The organism is Nitrincola alkalilacustris (assembly GCF_008973755.1).
GTDB classification, from domain to species: domain Bacteria; phylum Pseudomonadota; class Gammaproteobacteria; order Pseudomonadales; family Balneatricaceae; genus Nitrincola; species Nitrincola alkalilacustris.
Window position 1 is genome coordinate 174218 of sequence record NZ_WBOM01000005.1, and the last position, 16907, is coordinate 191124.

The 16907-nt window shown below is 53.7% G+C and carries 13 protein-coding genes; 5 read left to right on the forward strand and 8 right to left on the reverse strand.

The features are described from left to right. Positions 1-75 precede the first annotated feature (75 nt). Complete coding sequence (locus F7R27_RS10995; RefSeq protein ID WP_151704308.1) at positions 76-615, reverse strand: DUF2058 family protein; 540 nt, start codon at positions 613-615, stop codon at positions 76-78. A 242-nt stretch (positions 616-857) separates the two neighbouring features. Further along, entirely contained in the window at positions 858-1418 is a 561-nt protein-coding gene (locus F7R27_RS11000) for a fasciclin domain-containing protein (protein ID WP_151704309.1), read from the reverse strand. Positions 1419-1618: 200 nt separating this feature from the next. Here F7R27_RS11000 and F7R27_RS11005 point away from each other — a divergent pair, with 200 nt between their 5' ends. Continuing rightward, positions 1619-3490, forward strand: coding sequence for a sensor domain-containing diguanylate cyclase (locus F7R27_RS11005; protein ID WP_151704310.1), 1872 nt, complete (start codon positions 1619-1621; stop codon positions 3488-3490). Positions 3491-3509: 19 nt separating this feature from the next. On the opposite strand, the gene F7R27_RS11010 is transcribed toward F7R27_RS11005, so the two are convergent. Continuing rightward, entirely contained in the window at positions 3510-5777 is a 2268-nt protein-coding gene (locus tag F7R27_RS11010; protein ID WP_151704311.1) for a hypothetical protein, read from the reverse strand. Between the two features lie 16 nt (positions 5778-5793). After that, positions 5794-6042: a thiamine-binding protein gene (locus F7R27_RS11015; protein WP_151704312.1), complete on the reverse strand. Its 249-nt coding sequence runs from the start codon at positions 6040-6042 to the stop codon at positions 5794-5796. A 162-nt stretch (positions 6043-6204) separates the two neighbouring features. On the opposite strand from F7R27_RS11015, the gene F7R27_RS11020 reads away from it, so the two are divergent. Continuing rightward, positions 6205-6834, forward strand: coding sequence for a histidine phosphatase family protein (locus tag F7R27_RS11020; RefSeq protein ID WP_151704313.1), 630 nt, complete (start codon positions 6205-6207; stop codon positions 6832-6834). Between the two features lie 15 nt (positions 6835-6849). After that, positions 6850-9027 carry a putative bifunctional diguanylate cyclase/phosphodiesterase gene (locus F7R27_RS11025; protein ID WP_151704314.1) on the forward strand — a complete coding sequence of 726 codons (2178 nt, stop codon included), beginning with the start codon at positions 6850-6852 and terminating at the stop codon, positions 9025-9027. A gap of 12 nt (positions 9028-9039) precedes the next feature. Here the strand turns inward: F7R27_RS11025 and F7R27_RS11030 are convergent, their stop codons facing one another. From F7R27_RS11030 to F7R27_RS11040, 3 genes are all read right to left on the reverse strand, one after another. After that, positions 9040-9720, reverse strand: a complete 681-nt coding sequence (locus F7R27_RS11030; protein WP_206060480.1) for a GntR family transcriptional regulator — start codon at positions 9718-9720, stop codon at positions 9040-9042. Positions 9721-9851: 131 nt separating this feature from the next. Then, entirely contained in the window at positions 9852-11384 is a 1533-nt protein-coding gene (locus F7R27_RS11035; RefSeq protein ID WP_151704315.1) for an aldehyde dehydrogenase (NADP(+)), read from the reverse strand. Positions 11385-11441: 57 nt separating this feature from the next. Continuing rightward, on the reverse strand, positions 11442-12443 hold the full coding sequence (locus F7R27_RS11040) for a 4-hydroxyproline epimerase (protein WP_151704316.1): 1002 nt from the start codon (positions 12441-12443) through the stop codon (positions 11442-11444). 182 nt (positions 12444-12625) lie between these two features. Here F7R27_RS11040 and F7R27_RS11045 point away from each other — a divergent pair, with 182 nt between their 5' ends. Together F7R27_RS11045 and F7R27_RS11050 are read left to right on the forward strand one after the other, a co-directional pair. Beyond that, complete coding sequence (locus F7R27_RS11045) at positions 12626-13885, forward strand: NAD(P)/FAD-dependent oxidoreductase (protein WP_151704317.1); 1260 nt, start codon at positions 12626-12628, stop codon at positions 13883-13885. Positions 13886-14058: 173 nt separating this feature from the next. Then, on the forward strand, positions 14059-15132 hold the full coding sequence (locus F7R27_RS11050; protein WP_151704318.1) for a polyamine ABC transporter substrate-binding protein: 1074 nt from the start codon (positions 14059-14061) through the stop codon (positions 15130-15132). Positions 15133-15270: 138 nt separating this feature from the next. Here F7R27_RS11050 and dgt read toward each other — a convergent pair whose 3' ends face one another. After that, a complete protein-coding gene (gene dgt / locus F7R27_RS11055; protein WP_151704319.1) occupies positions 15271-16749 on the reverse strand; it encodes a dGTPase in 1479 nt (492 codons plus the stop codon). Between the last annotated feature and the right edge of the window lie 158 nt (positions 16750-16907).

Sequence of the window (16907 nt, forward strand, 5' to 3'; positions counted from 1 at the left end):
TGGCCGCTGAAGAAAAGGTTAACATTTTCAGAATAAATTGCATGGGGTTTTTAGGAGTAAGCCACAAGAGGTAGGCTACCAGTCCAGGTCATCCGGAATCTGGTACTCGGCATACTCCGCCTCTTCAGCGGCGATCTGCTGTTTGCGCTCCTCTTCGTCCGTTACCACGGCAGAGGGATCACGCAGAATTATGCGCTGAGCGATCTCGGCCGGTACCAGCTCGAATTTATTGTTCACGGCAACAACCGCCAGCTGCTTTCTGGCCAGTTGTGCCTGTAGTTCAGTATTGATCCAGATCGATTTGACCAGATTGTCGTAGATGAAGTTATAGCGCTGCTCACTATTGCCGGGCAGGGTGATACGATGCTGCTGAACCAGTTGTTTGATCTCGGCCTGCGCGGCCCGCTGTGCCTGTTCCTGCTTGCGCTGCTCGTTGAGCAGGCGGTCTTTTTCAACCTTTGCCAGTCGCTTGGCTTCGAGGGATGCAGCACTTTCTTCCGGCTGGGCGGTAGTTTTCTGTTTGGCGTGTTTGCGCTTTTCAAGCTCGACCTGCTTAGCCTGCTTCTTGGACGCGATGCCCGCTTTGAGTAGTTGATCCTTGAGTGAACCTGCCATGACCCTACCTTTACGATGATTCCTGATGGGCGGGATTATAGCATAAGACTCAACTCTGAAATGAGCTGTGGAATGTTATGTAGAGCAGTATGGGGGTAGTGTCTGGGGGTGGTGTCTAGGGATAGTGTCTGGGGATAGTGTCGAATAGTGCTGGTGGCCAGATAAAAGACTGACCACCAGCGAAGAATCACGCGAAGGGGAAATTTTGCTACTACTTCAGCTTGATACCAAACTATGCCGAATTATTGCGGCAGCAGCACTGTGTCGATAACGTGAATCACACCATTGGACTGCATCACATCAGCAATTGTGACATTGGCCGCATTGTCATTGGCATCGACAATGGTCAGCGTGTCGCCATTCAGGGTCATGGTCAACGATCCACCCTGAACAGTTGCCATTGTAGCCGAACCGTTATTGGCGGATGCGGCAGCAACCAGATCGGCAGCCGTATAGGTGCCGGCCAGAACGTGATAAGTCAGAATACCGGTCAGGGTATCTTTGTTCTCAGGCATGACCAGCGTTTCAACTGTACCTTCAGGCAGTGCACCAAAAGCGTCATTGGTGGGAGCAAACACGGTAAAAGGACCATCACTGCTGAGTGTGCCGACCAGATCTGCTGCCTGAACAGCCGCGACCAGTGTTGTGTGGTCGTTGGAGTTGACTGCGTTTTCCACGATATTCTTGTTTGCGTACATCTCTGCACCACCAACCATGACACTGTCGGCGGAAAAGGCTGGCGCAGCCGTGGCCATGGCCAGAGAAAAGCAGGCAGCATAAAGACTGTTGCGTATCAGTTTCATTTTAAATCTCCAATCGTTTAATGCCAGGGCCTTTGCAAAGGTAATGACATCTACGCCCTGTTTTCGGGATTGGATTACAATCAGACAGAATTCATTCAATACTCAGTTCGCATGATTCATCACATGAGAAAAGTTTAGCCTTCTATGATTGGGTGCTAGACTTATGCTGAACATTGGCAGACGTGCCCTCTGGAGCCTGAATGAAGAGTTATAGCCGTACTTCCCGGCGCTTGCCTGCAATGCCTCGCTCTGTGGTGCTGGTATGGCTCCTTTTTTCATTTCTTTTTGCGGCTGTGCTCTCATCAACCGCTTACTTTACCTATCAGAAAGAAAAATCCACGGTACAGACTCTGGTAAAGGAGACTGCTCACAGTTATGAGTCTCTGATTCGTTATCTCCTGTCGGATCTGGAAAGGATTTTGGTGCAGTTGCATGAAGACTATCCGCTACAGTCAGAGCCGGATATCGAGAGTCTTGAAGCACTGTTACGCCACCGCGTATCCACCAACCCTTTCATTATGGATCTGCTGCTTATGGATGCTCAGGGTCGGCTGGTGGCCTGGTCTGGAGGGGACACTAAACCGGACGTAACTGAACACAGTTACTTTCAGCATCATTTTCTGCATTCGAACAGCAAACGCTTTGTTTCCCCGCCTGAACTATCCATCGTCCATGATGGGAAGTGGTTTTTCAGCCTGTCGCTGGCTCAGCGTAATGACCGAGGTGAGCTTGCGGGTGTGAGTACGGCGCTGATTGATATCGCAGCGCTGATCCAGTTGTTTGAGGGGGTGGAGGAAAGCCCTACCCTGTCGGTGGCATTGATCCATCAGGAGGGGAAATTGCTGTTGCGCCTGCCCCGATTCAGCGATTATCAGACAGGCGATACACTACCTGCCAGAAAGGGTGTGGAACGACCACTGCTGAATGTCACCGTGCTGGAGATGACCTCTGCACTTGATGGCCTGAAGCGCATGTTTGTTCTGCGACCGTTAATCGAATATGACCTGCTGGTGGTCAGCTCTGCAGATATGCATGCCACGTTGGGGGTCTGGAAACTGTCCAGCAAAAGTCTGCTCCTGATATGGTTGCTGGTGAGCGGTGCTGGTTTTATGGTCGCCATGCTCTATGCCAGGCAGAAAGAACAGTTCACCGATCAGTTGCGGCAATTGACGCAGTCATTACCGGGCTTTGTCTATCAATTGGAGCAATCCGGGCCAGACCAGTTTGTCTATCGCTATGCCAGTGAAGGTGTCAGCGAGATGTTCGGCGTCAGCAAGCAGGCAGTCGAGGCTGATGCGCAGTTGCTGCTGAACATGATTCATCCGGATGATTACCCGAGAGTCCTGGCCGAAAGTGCGGAGTGTACTGCCAGCATGACTCCTTGGCACAGCGAGTTCAGAATGTCTCTGCCAGATGGACGTGTGATCTGGCTGGAGGCAAGGGATCAGCCTCGTCGTCTGGCCAATGGACATCTGATCTGGACCGGTTATGCCAATGATATTACCGAGCGCAAGGAGCTTGAAGAGACCTTGCACCATATGGCACTGCATGATCCTCTGACCGAGCTGCCCAATAGGGCCTTCTTCTTCCGTCTGGCGGAACAGGCACTGGCGATAGCCCAGCGTAACGGTAAGCAACTGGCACTGATGTTTGTGGATCTGGATAACTTCAAGCCGATCAATGATCAGTTCGGTCATGGCGTGGGCGATCGGCTGTTGCAGCAGGTCGCGAAGCGAATGGAACTGTCTCTTCGGGCGTCTGATCTGATCGGACGTATCGGAGGGGATGAGTTTGTCGTTCTGTTGCCGGAGGTGGAGTCACGGGTCGTAGCCTATAGTGTGGCTGAAAAGTTGAGAATGGAGCTTTTCCGCCCTTATGAGATAGATGGTCGCCAGCATCAGATTTCTGTCAGTATCGGGATTGCCGTGTATCCGATGGATGCCGAGCAGTTGCAATCTCTGGTCAAACGAGCTGATCAGGCGATGTACCTGGCAAAGCAGCGTGGGCGCAACTGCAGCCAGCTTGCAACTGATAGCGTGCTGCCACTGAAGGAAGCTGAAAAAACGGGTTGAGCCAGCTTCCGGCCGTTTATCAACCCGGCAGCTCAGGTGTTTTGTGCTGGAACAGTTGGTGCCAGTATCTATTCTCGTCACAGAGGATCTCTGATGCGACGCAGACCATCTCTCTAAGCGTGTGTGTTTCAGCCCAGTCTGAGCTGGCTGAAGGTGTGTGACCTGCCGCAATTTTCTGCTCATGCATGTCGAGGGCTTCCAGCAGCGTTGTCAGTTGTTGCCACACAGAGGTTGCCATGGATGACACACGCGACACCTCATTTTGTGTCAGGATCCCATGAATTGCAGCACCCCATGCAGGGAAAAATGCGGTAAAGATCAGAATACCCGGCAGTGCTATGAAGAAATGGATGGTGACTGCGATAAACGTCAGACTGAACAGGATGAACGCCAGTCGATGAAGGGAGGCGTGATTGTGATGCAAATGGTGATAGCTGCGATAAAAATACTGACGATGCTCTTCCAGCACCTCTCGGACATAGGACAGCACACTGCTGTTATGCTGTGTCAGTGTATAGATCTTTTTCCCCTGCGCGTCGCGCGGTAAACCTTCGGCGATCAGCACGCGCTGCAAAATCCAGCTTTCGGCACTGATCAACTGCATGCATGGAGTCTGGTCTGAGGATTTGGCTGGCTCCCAGACGGGGTCGACAAAGCTCTTGGGCAGCACCAGCAGGGGGTACCCCAGCCTCAGATAGCGCAGTTGTTCGGCCAGAAAACGAAAACCCATCCAGCGTCCGTGATAATCCCGGTAACGAGCCTTCAGCACCCGTCTGACAATAAAGTGCAACAGAATGAACTCCAGAAACACCCAGATATAGGGCAGGCCCTTGTCACTGGCTGGCCAGAGATGAATGGCACCTGCCACCGCACAGAAAACGGCAAAGGCGGCCGCATAGTAGATCATCCAGGTATCATCCCGATAGCGGGTGGCGAACAGCCTTGCCAGCGTATCGCTCCAGTTGAAAACCTCTTCCAGATCCGGCTCCTGAATCGGGTGCTGGTCGCTTATAGTCTTGCCAGGCTTGATAGCCTTATACCCTCTGCTGCAAGGGGCATGGCGCAGTGAATCGATTGCTTGTCTTATATCGAATCTGGCGAGGTTGGAGAAGAAGCCATGGGCTCTGTTGACAAGCTCTTCGCGGCGAGAATAGGTTCTCGCCTCCGTACTCAGGCATTCAACGATCCTGTACGGCTGACTTTTAACCGGCGGGTTGAACATCATCCCAAACCAGAGCCAACTGCCTTTGAGCCACTCGGCCAGCGGAATGGGCCGTTGCCTTGATTTGCTTGACAGTCCGGCCAGTGATACACACCAGATGAGCCATTGGCCGAGATAAAGCAACAGAGGTTTCTGCTTCTCGATACGGCTGATCAGTACTCTTTCCCGGTTGTTCTGTTCAAGACCGGGCCGGAAGGGGAGCAGAATCCCCTCTATCCATTCCTGCAGTTGCTTCCTGGCTTCTTCCGAGCCGGGTTCAGCTTCGCTAAACACCTGTAACAGAGAGTCTGTATCTGCCCCCATGACACGCATCTGCGCGATCCAGGTGTCGCTCAGGCGCTGTGGATCTGCCAGCATCAATACGGGCGTGGAGCGGTTTTTTTCCAGTCTCAGCAGAACCACCGGTTTGCGCCTGAGGAGGGCGTCTTCGATCATTCTGGCGGTTCCACTGAGGATCTGATCACCCTCGGCATCATCCCATACGGCCAGCAGCAGATCGGAAAAGCTCAGGGCAAGATGATCGCGCACCTCAAACTCACTGTCACTCAACTCATCCTTGTGGTGCCAGGCTTGCATGCCTATGGCGACGCCGCGATCAATCGCATGAGTCGGCAAGTCTGATTCATTCACTGTCTGGGGTGCCAGCAGGTGCAGCGAGAACTCGGGTGTTTGTGCAGACGCTCTTGCCAGCTGATCAACACCGCTGGCCAGACCGGTGATGATTCTGTAATCAGGTGCGACTTGAGCATAGATCTGATCAGTGGACTCAAAGCAGGACTCAGCCAGATCGCGAATCAGCCGTAACTGTTGTGTCAGCAATGCCTGCAAGGCTGATTTACGCTGCTCTGTGTCACTCGCAGCCAACCAGTGTCTGTCGAGCCTTGCCTGTCGATGACCGGCGACCAGCGTGCTGAAGACTGGCGCGATCCCAAGGCGTCCATCCTGCTGAAAGATGCTGCTTTTGCTATCTGTAGCTGAGTCTACTGTTTCATGTACACCTTGCTGCACACCGACTGAGCTTTCAGGTGCTACATATGGAGATTTACTCGTACTGGAAAACAGCATCCCACTTCCTTAAACGTTACTTGGGCCGGCGGTCGCCTTCCATGAACTTTGCTACAAACACCGCTTTGCCATAGGTTTCAAACGACCACTTCATGGCATCACTGAGCACCTTCATCACCTCTTCATACTCACCGAATATCTGTGTGCTCATGCGGTTGGCGTGAACCTCCAGAGTGCTCGATGCCAGCTTTTTGATCAGATCCCTGATCGGATCCTTATAGGACTCTTTGAGTGGGTAATAGCTTAACTCTACGGATAGATACATGATCTGACCTCCTGAATCGACAACAGTATTCTATTATGTTTTGTAAGGCCAATGTTTTACAGTACACTCTAATTACTTAACTCTAATATGAAGTCCAGTGGCTTGCCAACAGCCTGGACATGGCAGTCGCAAATGCTTGATAGATTATGCCGGGGATTCATCATGACACGTTACGCGTTGCAGCTGGCAGTGCTCCTGTTGTTATATCTGCCTGAACTGGTGATGGGAGAGGCCTTTACCCCCGTGACAGCGACCAAAGAGCATATCAATCTATTGCATCAGGGTGGTTTTGTCCTGTTCATCCGTCATGGTGCCACTGATACGAGCAGGCCGGATCAGGTACCGATAGATATTGCTGACTGTGACACACAACGACCATTGTCTGATGCCGGGCGTGAGGAGATGGCGGTGATCGCTGAAGCAATGCGTTCGCTGGAGATACCCATATCTGATGTATTCAGCAGCCCGCTGTGTCGTGCAGTGGAAACGTCACAGATACTTTTTGGTGATGATTTCGAGATAAACCCGCTGCTGATGTATGTGGCGGCACTGACCGATGATGAGAAAGCGCCGATATTGCGTGAAACTGATCGGCTTTTGTCTCTGCCCGTTACAGCAGGTCAGAACCGGGTACTGGTTGCTCATGGTCCGAATATGGCAGAGTTGATGGAATATTTTCCACCTGAAGGAACGGTTGTGATTTTCAGCCCTCTGGCAGACCGCAAGTATGAGTATATTGCCAGCATCACACCTCGGGACTGGCCTGGGTTATTGCATCAGTCAGTCGAGTAAGGACAGGGTGAAGGGATGAAGATCGGGCATAGGATATCGCTGTTGATACTATTACCAGCCATGCTGGTGATGCTGGTGGGGTTGGTGCTCAGTGGCTGGTTTCTGCATAGCCTGCAGTCTCGCTATGAGGCGCAAGCACACAGTCAGGCGCAGGACCTGGAAACGCTGCGTATGGCAGCCGATTTTAATCGCCAGGTGGGTTTGATTCATGGCCGCGCCAGTCAGGCCCTGGATCAGGCTCGCTCTGGTGAGCTGGATGAGTTGAGCCTTTATCGTGTTCATGCCTCGATCGTCAATGAGCTGCAGCCGGTAACGAACCTGGTGCAACTGCTCGCTACATCAGAGCTGCTTCTGGATGTGAATCATAACTCTGCCAAAGGGATGGAGGAGCAGTATGCCAGCTATCGCAGCATGGTGATCATGGCAACAGAGATCGCTGCCGTTGATCCGACCACAGCCAGCCGTCATTTTGATATTGCCCAGCAAAATTTCACCGAGTTCACCATCTTTGCCAATCGTATTGCTGGATTACTCACCGAGAGAGCGCTGCTGCGTAATAGCGATGCTTTCAGCTCTTTGAACAGTTTCTTCAAGCAACTGGTAGTCTTTGGGTTGCTCAGCGCGTTTATCGTTCTAGTGTTGGCCTGGGCGGCAGGGCAGTTGTTGTCCAGGCGAATGCGGGTGATTGCTGATGCATTGAAATCACTCGCGCATGAACAGGTGGAAAGAGTTACGCTGCCTGAAATAGAGCAGATGAGAACACAGGGAACGGGTGAGCTGAGAGATATTGCCGGTGCTCTGTTGCTGTTTCGAGAAGCGATAGCAAAGCGCAAACTTGCCGAAGAACAGGCTCATCAACTGGCCTATTATGACTCACTGACCTCTCTGCCCAATCGTCGTCTGCTGGGTGACAGGCTTGAGCATGCCTGCGCAGTGAGCGCCATTAATGGTGATCATGGTGCCGTTCTCTGGCTCGATCTGGATCGTTTCAAGGTGATAAATGACAGCCGTGGACATGCGGCCGGCGATAGCCTGTTACGAGAGGTATCGGCACGTTTGCAGCGCTTGTTGAAGCGGGGGGAGACGGTTGCCCGTATCGGTGGCGATGAGTTTGTGATCGTGCTGGAGTCTATTGAGGGCGGTGTCAGTGATGTGTTGCTCGCTGTGGATGAGCGGGCGAACAGAATCAGAGAGACTCTCTCTCTTCCCTATGAAGTAGGAGGGGGGTCGCACTTTTCGACTCCCAGTATCGGTGTTGCTCTTTTTTGCGGCGATGATGAAACGGTTGAGCGACTGCTGATGCATGCCGAGACTGCGATGTATCAAGCCAAGGATGCCGGGCGCAATGCGATCAGCTTCTATGATCCGGGGATGCAGGCGCAGGTAGAAGCACGGGCAGTGCTGGAAAGTGAGCTCAGAACAGCCCTGGAGCAGCGTCAGCTGGAGCTATTCTATCAGCCACAGGTCAATGCGGTGAGTGAAGTGGTAGGTGTCGAGGCACTGATACGTTGGCGACATCCCGAGCATGGGCTGGTGTCACCGGCTGATTTTATCCCATTGGCTGAAGAAACCGGGTTGATACTGCCGATGGGATTATGGGTCATAGAGACAGCCTGTGATCAACTGGCCGTGTGGCAGGACAAATCTTTTGAATCCACACTTACTATTGCCGTCAATGTCAGTGGCAGTCAGTTCCGTCAGGACAGATTTGTCCAGCAAATGGAGGAGATACTTTTCCGTACCGGTGCCGAACCGAGCAGACTCAAGCTTGAGCTGACAGAGTCTATCGTACTGGAAAATATTGAAAGCACCGTCAGGAAAATGCGTCAGCTCAAAGCGCTGGGTGTGCGCTTTGCGCTGGATGATTTCGGTACCGGCTACTCATCTCTGCAGTACCTGAAGCGTTTGCCTCTGGATCAGCTCAAGATTGATCAGTCATTTGTCAGGGATCTGGTTGAGGACCCCGATGATCGGGTGATTGTGAATGCGATCATTGCGATGGGGCAGGCGCTGGGACTGGAGGTGATTGCTGAGGGTGTCGAGACATCTGAGCAGCAGCTTATTCTTGCAGCCAGTGGATGTGATCTTTACCAGGGCTATCTTTACAGCAGGCCATTGCCCTTGGCTGACCTTCAATCTGTACTCAACAGTTATTCAAAGGGAGTGGCCCATAAGGTTCAGCTGGGCCACTGATAAATCTGGAGCTTACTTACTCTGAGACTGCTGTTTGATCAGCAGATCGCGGATGGCTGTACCCGCTTCCATGATGTGATTTTTCAGTAGTAGGCTGGCTCCAGCCTTATCCCTGGCTTTGCACAGTTTCAGCAACTCGGCATGTTCACGCTCGGCTTTTACTATACCGGTAGTAAACAGCAGCTGCATACGGATGTAACGGTCACATTTGGTGTTCAGGCTGGCGATCATCTCCAGCGCCTGAGGCATTCCCGATGGGCGATAAAGGGATTCGTGATAGGCGTAGTTCAGATCGCTCCATCGTTCAACCCGTGTGCCTGATTCCACGGCCTCCTCGAACTCATGCAGTACCTTCTCGGCGCGTTCACAGTCGCTGTCCTGCATGTGATCAATTGCTTTTTCAAGTACATGACACTCAAGCAGCGCACGCAATTCGAACAGTTCTATGATCTTGTCGGGCGACAGTTCGGTGGCCGTTGCACCCTTATGAGCCTCAAAGTGCACCAATCCCTGAGCTTCAAGCTGCAGCAGTGCTTCACGCACAGGTATGCGGCTGACATTGAACTCCTTGGCCAGCGAGTCCTGGCGCAGGGGGTCGCCTGCCTTGATATCACCAGACAGAATCTTTTCGCGCAGGATATCCACCACCATCTGGGTGCGGGTCTTGTAAACTTGCTGTGTCGGTATGCTCATGATCGGTTGAAGGCAATCACTCAAGGATAGATGGGCGCAGTATATCAGTTATGGATTGAAAGCGGGAAGCGCGCACCCAGAACCAGCTCTGTCGGTACGCACTTCCATGATCGTTTGTGATAGTTTGAGATTCAGGAATGGTCAAGCAGTGAGTCAGGAAGCAGGGCTTGAGGTGCGTTCTGCAGACAGACCGGGCGCAGAAAGCGTTCAATCGCTGTGCCACCAACCGATGTGCTCTGGCTGGCGGTCGATGCCGGATAAGGCCCACCGTGAACCATGGCAGGCGAGATCTCTACCCCGGTCGGCCAGCCATTGAACAGTATGCGGCCAGCCTTGAACTGCAACGTCTGCAGCAAATGGTGAGCAAGATCAAGATCGGCATCCGTGCAGTGCAGGGTACAGGTCAGTTGCCCCTGCAGTTGTGGGGCGATCACTTTCATCTGCTCGAGATCGCGACAGATCACCAGCGTCCCTGCCGGACCGAAGACTTCCTCCTCACGTGTATTCAGTGCCAGCCATTGCTCCGCTTCAATACTGAAGAGCATCGGCTGAACCTGCTGCATCTCAGGAGTCTGGGCGGCTTGGGCCTCCAGCTTCATGGCGGGTGTCTGCTGCAACTGCTGCACCTGTTGTCGATAGCCAGCACTGATGGCGGGAGTCAGCAGTGTGCCTGCCGGTTGCTGGTGAAGCGTTTTGCCGGCTTGATCAATGAACAGATCCAGCGCGGGGCTCTTCACGGCAAAGACCAAACCGGGATTGGTGCAGAACTGACCGGCGCCGAGTGTCAGCGATGCAATGAACTCTTCCGCCAGCTTTTCCGGAGCTGCACCAAGGGCATCCGGCAGCAGAAAAACCGGATTCACAGAGCCGAGCTCACCAAAGAAGGGGATAGGTTCAGGGCGTGATACAGCCAGATCATACAGAGCGCGACCGCCACGCAGCGAGCCGGTGAAGCCGACCGCCTTGATCTGTGGGTGCTTCACCAGTGCCTGTCCCTGTTGATGACCTGAGCCCTGAATCAACGCAAAGAGACCATCGGGCAGGTGGCAGTTTTTCAGCGCGCGCCTGATCGCAGCGGCTGCCAGTTCCGAGGTTCCCGGATGGGCTGGATGTGCCTTGACGATCACCGGGCACCCGGCTGCAAGAGCTGATGCGGTATCACCACCAGCCACCGAAAAGGCGAGAGGAAAATTGGATGCCCCGAAGACAGCAACAGGACCTATCGGCAGATAGTGCAGGCGCAGATCCGGCTTGGGCAGTGGCTCACGCTTCGGGTCGGCCGGATCTATGACACTGCGCTGCCAGCTTCCCTGATCCAGAATAGTGGCAAAGAAGTTCAGCTGTCCGGTTGTGCGCCCCAGTTCACCGTTTAATCTGGCTTCTGGGAGGGCTGTTTCCAGCGCCGCTCGCGCAACAATACGTGATCTGTCATTTTCCAGCTCCCGTGCTATCTGGCGCAGCAGCTCTGCACGTGTTCTGGATGAACTGGTGGCGAACTGAATAAACTGATGCGCGGCCTCTTCAATGGTTTGACTGATCTCAGCATCAGTATGTTCAGGGAAATGGCCCGGCAGTGTCTCGCCGCTGGCCGGATTGATCGCCTGAAAGCCGGCCTCAGCCTGGAACAGGGTATTCCAATCTATGTTGTTGAGTGGATGTGTCATCTTTACTCCTTATTCTGGGCCTTTCAGCTTCTGGTTTACTTGGCTCTTATTTGGCTCTTACTTCACTTCGAAGCCATAGGCGTAAGGATCTTCGCTGTCGACCCAGATGGTGTTGTGACCGGTGACTCTGGCCCAGCCCTGAATGCTGGGCATGATGGCGTCATGCTCGCCGACTTTGCACAGACTCTCCACACGGCCGTGAAACAGACTGCCGATAATGCTCTCGTGCACAAACTCCTGCCCGACCTGCAGCCGATCACGTGCCACCCATTGTGCCATGCGGGCACTGGTGCCTGTGCCGCAGGGGGAGCGATCTATAGCGCGATCACCATAGAACACGGCATTGCGGGCAGTGGCTTCGGGCTGTGTCGGTTCGCCTGTCCAGAGCACATGGGACACACCGGATACCGTGGGATCATCTGGATGCACGCAGCTCACGGCCTCGTTCATCAGGCGACGGATAATCGGGCTGTAGTGCAGTATCTGATCGGCGGAGAAGGACTCAAGTCCCTGATAGTTTTTCTGTGGATCAACGATGGCGTAGTAATTGCCGCCATAGGAGACATCCAGTACCAGCTCACCCAGGTCCGGCACCTGAATCGTGATGTCGCGGTGGGCCAGATAGGCCGCGACATTGAAAATCCGGACACTCTCCACTTTGGGTCCGTTCTGGGTGTATTCGATGCGAATCTGACCCGCCGGTACATCTAGAATCAAGTGCCCTGGGCGTTTCGGTTTGATGATGCCGTTTTCGATCGCAATCGTGACCGTGCCGATAGTGCCATGACCGCACATCGGCAGGCAGCCACTGGTTTCGATAAACAGTACCGAGGCATCTGCATCAGGTGAGCAAGGGGGATATACAATCGATCCAGACATCATGGAATGCCCGCGTGGCTCAAACATCAGTGCCTGGCGTATCCAGTCATGCTGCTTCAGGAAGTCCTGCCGCTTCTCGCTCATGGTGCTGCCATTCAGTGCCGGATATCCACCTGCCACCAGCCGTACAGGGTTGCCGCAGGTATGGGCATCGATGCAAAAAAAAGTACCTTCTCTCATGATGTTCCGCCTTCACTTTTTATCGGAGTCTTAATCGGAATCGAATCACTATATCGCCATTGTATATTTTATACAATATCGGTATTTTGTCGTTTTGATGATGGATTGCGCTACCGATCGGTGCCTGACACTCATCTGGGTGCGAACTATGAAATTTTAGTCAGCAATATTCTGGAGCTTAAATGGAGCCATCAATCGATATCGCTGTGGTAGGTGCAGGTGTGATAGGTGTCGCGTGTGCAACGCGGCTACAACTGGCGGGTTTCAAGGTCCTGCTGCTGGATAGGGATCTACCGGGGCATGGCTGCTCGCAGGGTAATGCCGGGCACTTTGCCACCGAACAGGTGTTGCCGTTGGCCTCTCTGCAACTGCTACCCAAAATACCGCGCATGCTGCTGGACCCCTTGGGCCCTGTGGCGATCAGGCCTGCTTACCTGCCGCGGATCACCCCCTGGTTGCTGCGGTTTCTGTGGCAGGCACGGCCCTCTGCAGTGGCCCGTGGCACACAGGCAATCAGTCAGTTGAACCATGCGTCTCTGGAGGCATGGCATCGTCTGCTGGGGCAGATATCGGGCGAACACCATCTGATCAAGAAGGGGTCATTGCTGGTGTTCGAGACAGAGCAGGCTTTCAAGGCTTACCGCACCACACTGCAACAATTGCAGGATCAGCAGGTCGTTACCGAACACCTGAGCGGCGATCAGGCGAGGGATCTGGAACCTCAGCTGTCGCATCAGGTTCGCCAGGCCGTGTTATTTCCCGAAACCGGACATACACCCGATCCGCTGGCGCTGACTCAGTGCATGGTGCAGGCGTTTGTGCAGGCGGGTGGTCAGGTGCTCAAGGAGGAGGTGACACAGTTAGGGGTGTCGGATCAGGGCTGTGAGGTTGTCACCCAGCAGGGGCGACATCATGTTCCTCGCCTTGTGCTGGCAACCGGTGCCTGGTCCGGGCAGTGGCTTGAGCAGTTGACCGGTATCCGTGTTCCGCTGGATACGGAGCGTGGTTATCATCTGATGTTTCCTCAGCTGCGCAGTGCGTTGTCTATTCCTGTCAGCTCTGCCGAGCGCAAATTCATTATGACCCCGATGAGCGAAGGCTTGCGTTGTGCCGGTACTGTCGAGTTTGGAGGGCTGAAGCTGGACCCGGATATGCGTCGCGCCGATATGCTCAGGCAACATGCTGCCGGACTTTTGCCGCAAGTGGATCTGCAGCCTGGGCAGCGCTGGATGGGGCACCGGCCATCCTTGCCAGACTCGCTTCCGATCATTGATCGCTGCGGCCCGCAGGGCAGGGTGATGCTGGCGTTTGGCCATCAACATCTGGGGCTGACTCAGGCTGCCATCACCGCAGAAATCATTGAATCCTTTGCCTGCATGCGTTCCGCTCCGCTGGAGACCAGCGCTTACTCATTGAATCGATTCGGAAAAATCAGAAGGTAAAATTTTAATCAAAAAGTTATTTGTATATTGTATAAAATATACTATTCTGCCTTCTGTAATGAACAGGTGTTTTTATCAAATGTGTACTGATCGGGTACCTGGCTGTTGTGCAACTGGTGCAAACAGCTCTGTCCCGGCAAACAACAAAAACGATGAACGTGGGAGTTGCAGTCATGAAAGGTTCTAAACGCATCATCTCTACACTGGCCCTGGGCCTTTTCGGATCAGGGCTGGCCAACGCCAGTGAAACCCTGACCATTGTTTCCTGGGGCGGCGCGTTTGCGCACAGTCAGCAGGAGGCTTACTACAAACCCTTTTCCGAGAAGACTGGCGTTGAGATACGCATGGTGGATTTCAGCGGCGGTCTGGCTGAGATCAAAACGCAGGTGGAAACCGGTAATGTGGTGTGGGATCTGGTGTCGCTGGATCGTCCTGATATCGTGCGTGGTTGCGAAGAGGGGTTGTTGGAGCAGTTTGATCCGGCGTTGCTGAATCCCGGGTCGGACGGCACATCGGCGCAGGATGACTTCATCATGGGCGCGATTCATGACTGTGCGGTTTCCTCAATTGTTGTATCCAACGTGTTGGCCTATAACACTACGCAGTTCCCTAATGGAAATGCCCCCAAGTATCTGACCGACCTGTTCGATATTGAGAAATATCCTGGCCGCCGTGCTCTGCAGCGTCAGCCACAGGGTAATCTGGAGTGGGCGCTGCTGGCCGATGGTGTGGACTCGGATCATGTCTACCCGTTGCTGGAGACCAAAGAGGGTCGTGAGCGTGCTTACAGAAAGCTCGAAAGCATCAAGGATCACGTGATCTGGTGGTCTGCCGGTGCTCAGCCACCGCAGTTGCTGGCTGATGGTGAGGTGATCATGACCTCTGCCTTCAATGGCCGTATTCAGGCCGCTCAGCGTCAGGAGGGTCAGCCCTTCGAGATCATCTGGGATCATCAGATCGGTTATATGAACGGCTGGGCTATCCCGAAAGGCAGCCCTAAACTGGAGCGGGCGCTGGAGTTCAAGGTGTTTGCAGCAGAAACCGAACAGTTGGCTAAGCAGGCGGAGTACATCGCCTATGGCCCGACCCGTAAATCCTCTGCGGCTCTGCTGCCTGCCGAGATTCTGCGCGATCTGCCAACCGCACCGGAGAATTTCCAGAACGCATTTCTGTTTGATGATGCCTGGTGGTCGGATTATGCCGATGAGCTGACTGAAGAGTTCACGACCTGGCTGGCAAGAAGCTGATCCACTTCCCTTGGCTGTGTGATTAAAAACCTGCATGCCTTTTAGCCACAACCCATAAACAGGGCTGTGGCTTTTTTTATGCCCAGGGATGGGCAGTATGCTGGCAACGCAGGAGCGGTTGCCTGTGATGCCCAGGTATTATCCGATCACCGATAACGTCCGATACTCATCCAGCGCGTACTGGTCGGTCATGCCACTGACCATATCCTGCAACAGACGGCAGCGGCAGTAACCCTCCCACAAGGTTGCGTTGCCAACGGGCTGATCGCGCATCTGCAGATAAGCCTTGATATGTTTATTCGGCAGGCGCCGGAACAGCAGACTTTCGATCAGCAAACCTTTGCTCTTGCCCTCTCGCAGTTGATCGAACTGCTCCTGTGTCAGCATCAGCAGGGGTTTGTAGTGATCCAGTAGTCCGGTGAGGATGCGATAGCCCTGAAGCTCCAGTGTCTTGACCTCGTCGACTGAAAACACATGCTGTATTGCGACCTTTTTCAGTGTTTCAATAATCGCATGGCAGGGGGATTGATCCTCCAGCAGCGCACGGTTCAGATCCCCCTCGAAGACACTCTCCAGATGCTCGATAAAGGCATCGGCTGCATGTTGCACCAGTGGATGGATCAGGCCGACTCTGAGCCAGACAAAAAACTCATGATCCTTATTGATCGACTCCTGCTCCGAGCGTTGCAGCGCATACTCGATGATCTGGGCAAAGGAGCGGCTGGTCTTGCGAGGATCAGTAAAGTGTTTCTCATCAGCATCCTGTGGTCGCAGTGCAGCAAACTGCTCAATCAATAACTGCTTTAAGCGCTGCGTGCTCAGAATCTTCTTATCTACGGCATCTTCAAGATCTGCCAGGCAGTAGGAGATATCGTCTGCCGCCTCCATCAGATAGCTCAGTGCAAAACGGTGCCCCGGCTGCATTTTCAGTTCCTGCTGCATCTGTGCCACAAACTCGCGTTCCGAGAAGTAGTAACCCGGCTTTTTCATCAGATAACTGAGCGGGTGGCCGGTATCCGGGCGGGGATCGGTGGCGCAGCGTGTGTATTTGAGAATGCAGGCCGATTGCAGATAGGTAAGGTTGAGCTTCTGCAATTGGCTGATCAGACGTATTGCCTGAGCATTGCCCTCAAAACTCTGCAGTTCACGCTTCAGTTGAGCGGTAAAAAATGCCTCCTCCTCTGTCAGAGAGGAGGGGTTTAATATCGGCAACTGATCCAGCTGGTCACGGAACCAGCGCGAGATGGCAGCCTCGCCGAAATGACCGAATGGTGGGTTGCCGATATCGTGCATCAGACAGGCCATCTCCACCAGACTCTCGGTGGCACGCTCCCGTCCGGCCAGGCCGTACTTCGCCGCATCATCACCCAGCTTGTCAAAAATGGTGCGGGTGATGAATCGACCTGTCTGCTGCACCTCCAGCGAATGGGTCAGACGAGAGCGCACAGCGGCATTATGCTCCAGCGGAAACACCTGAGTTTTCTGCTGCAGACGGCGCACGGCAGCCGAGTTGATGATCCTGCCGCGGTCGCTTTCTAGCTGGGCGTCGAGATTATCATCGCTGCCGGCACTGGAGTAAGGGCGCTGTGCCGAAAAGAGGCTTGAAAAATCTACCATGACGGGCGCTGTTCCTTTTATTCAGATGGTCTGAAGCTCATAGTCTTATTTTGTCACGCCCAGTATGTTACAACCTGCAGCAGGATTCGAGCAGTTCGAGGGTGTTGTCGCCGGGGAATGGCTGGTTATTTCGCTGTTATATCACAGCGATTTGAGCT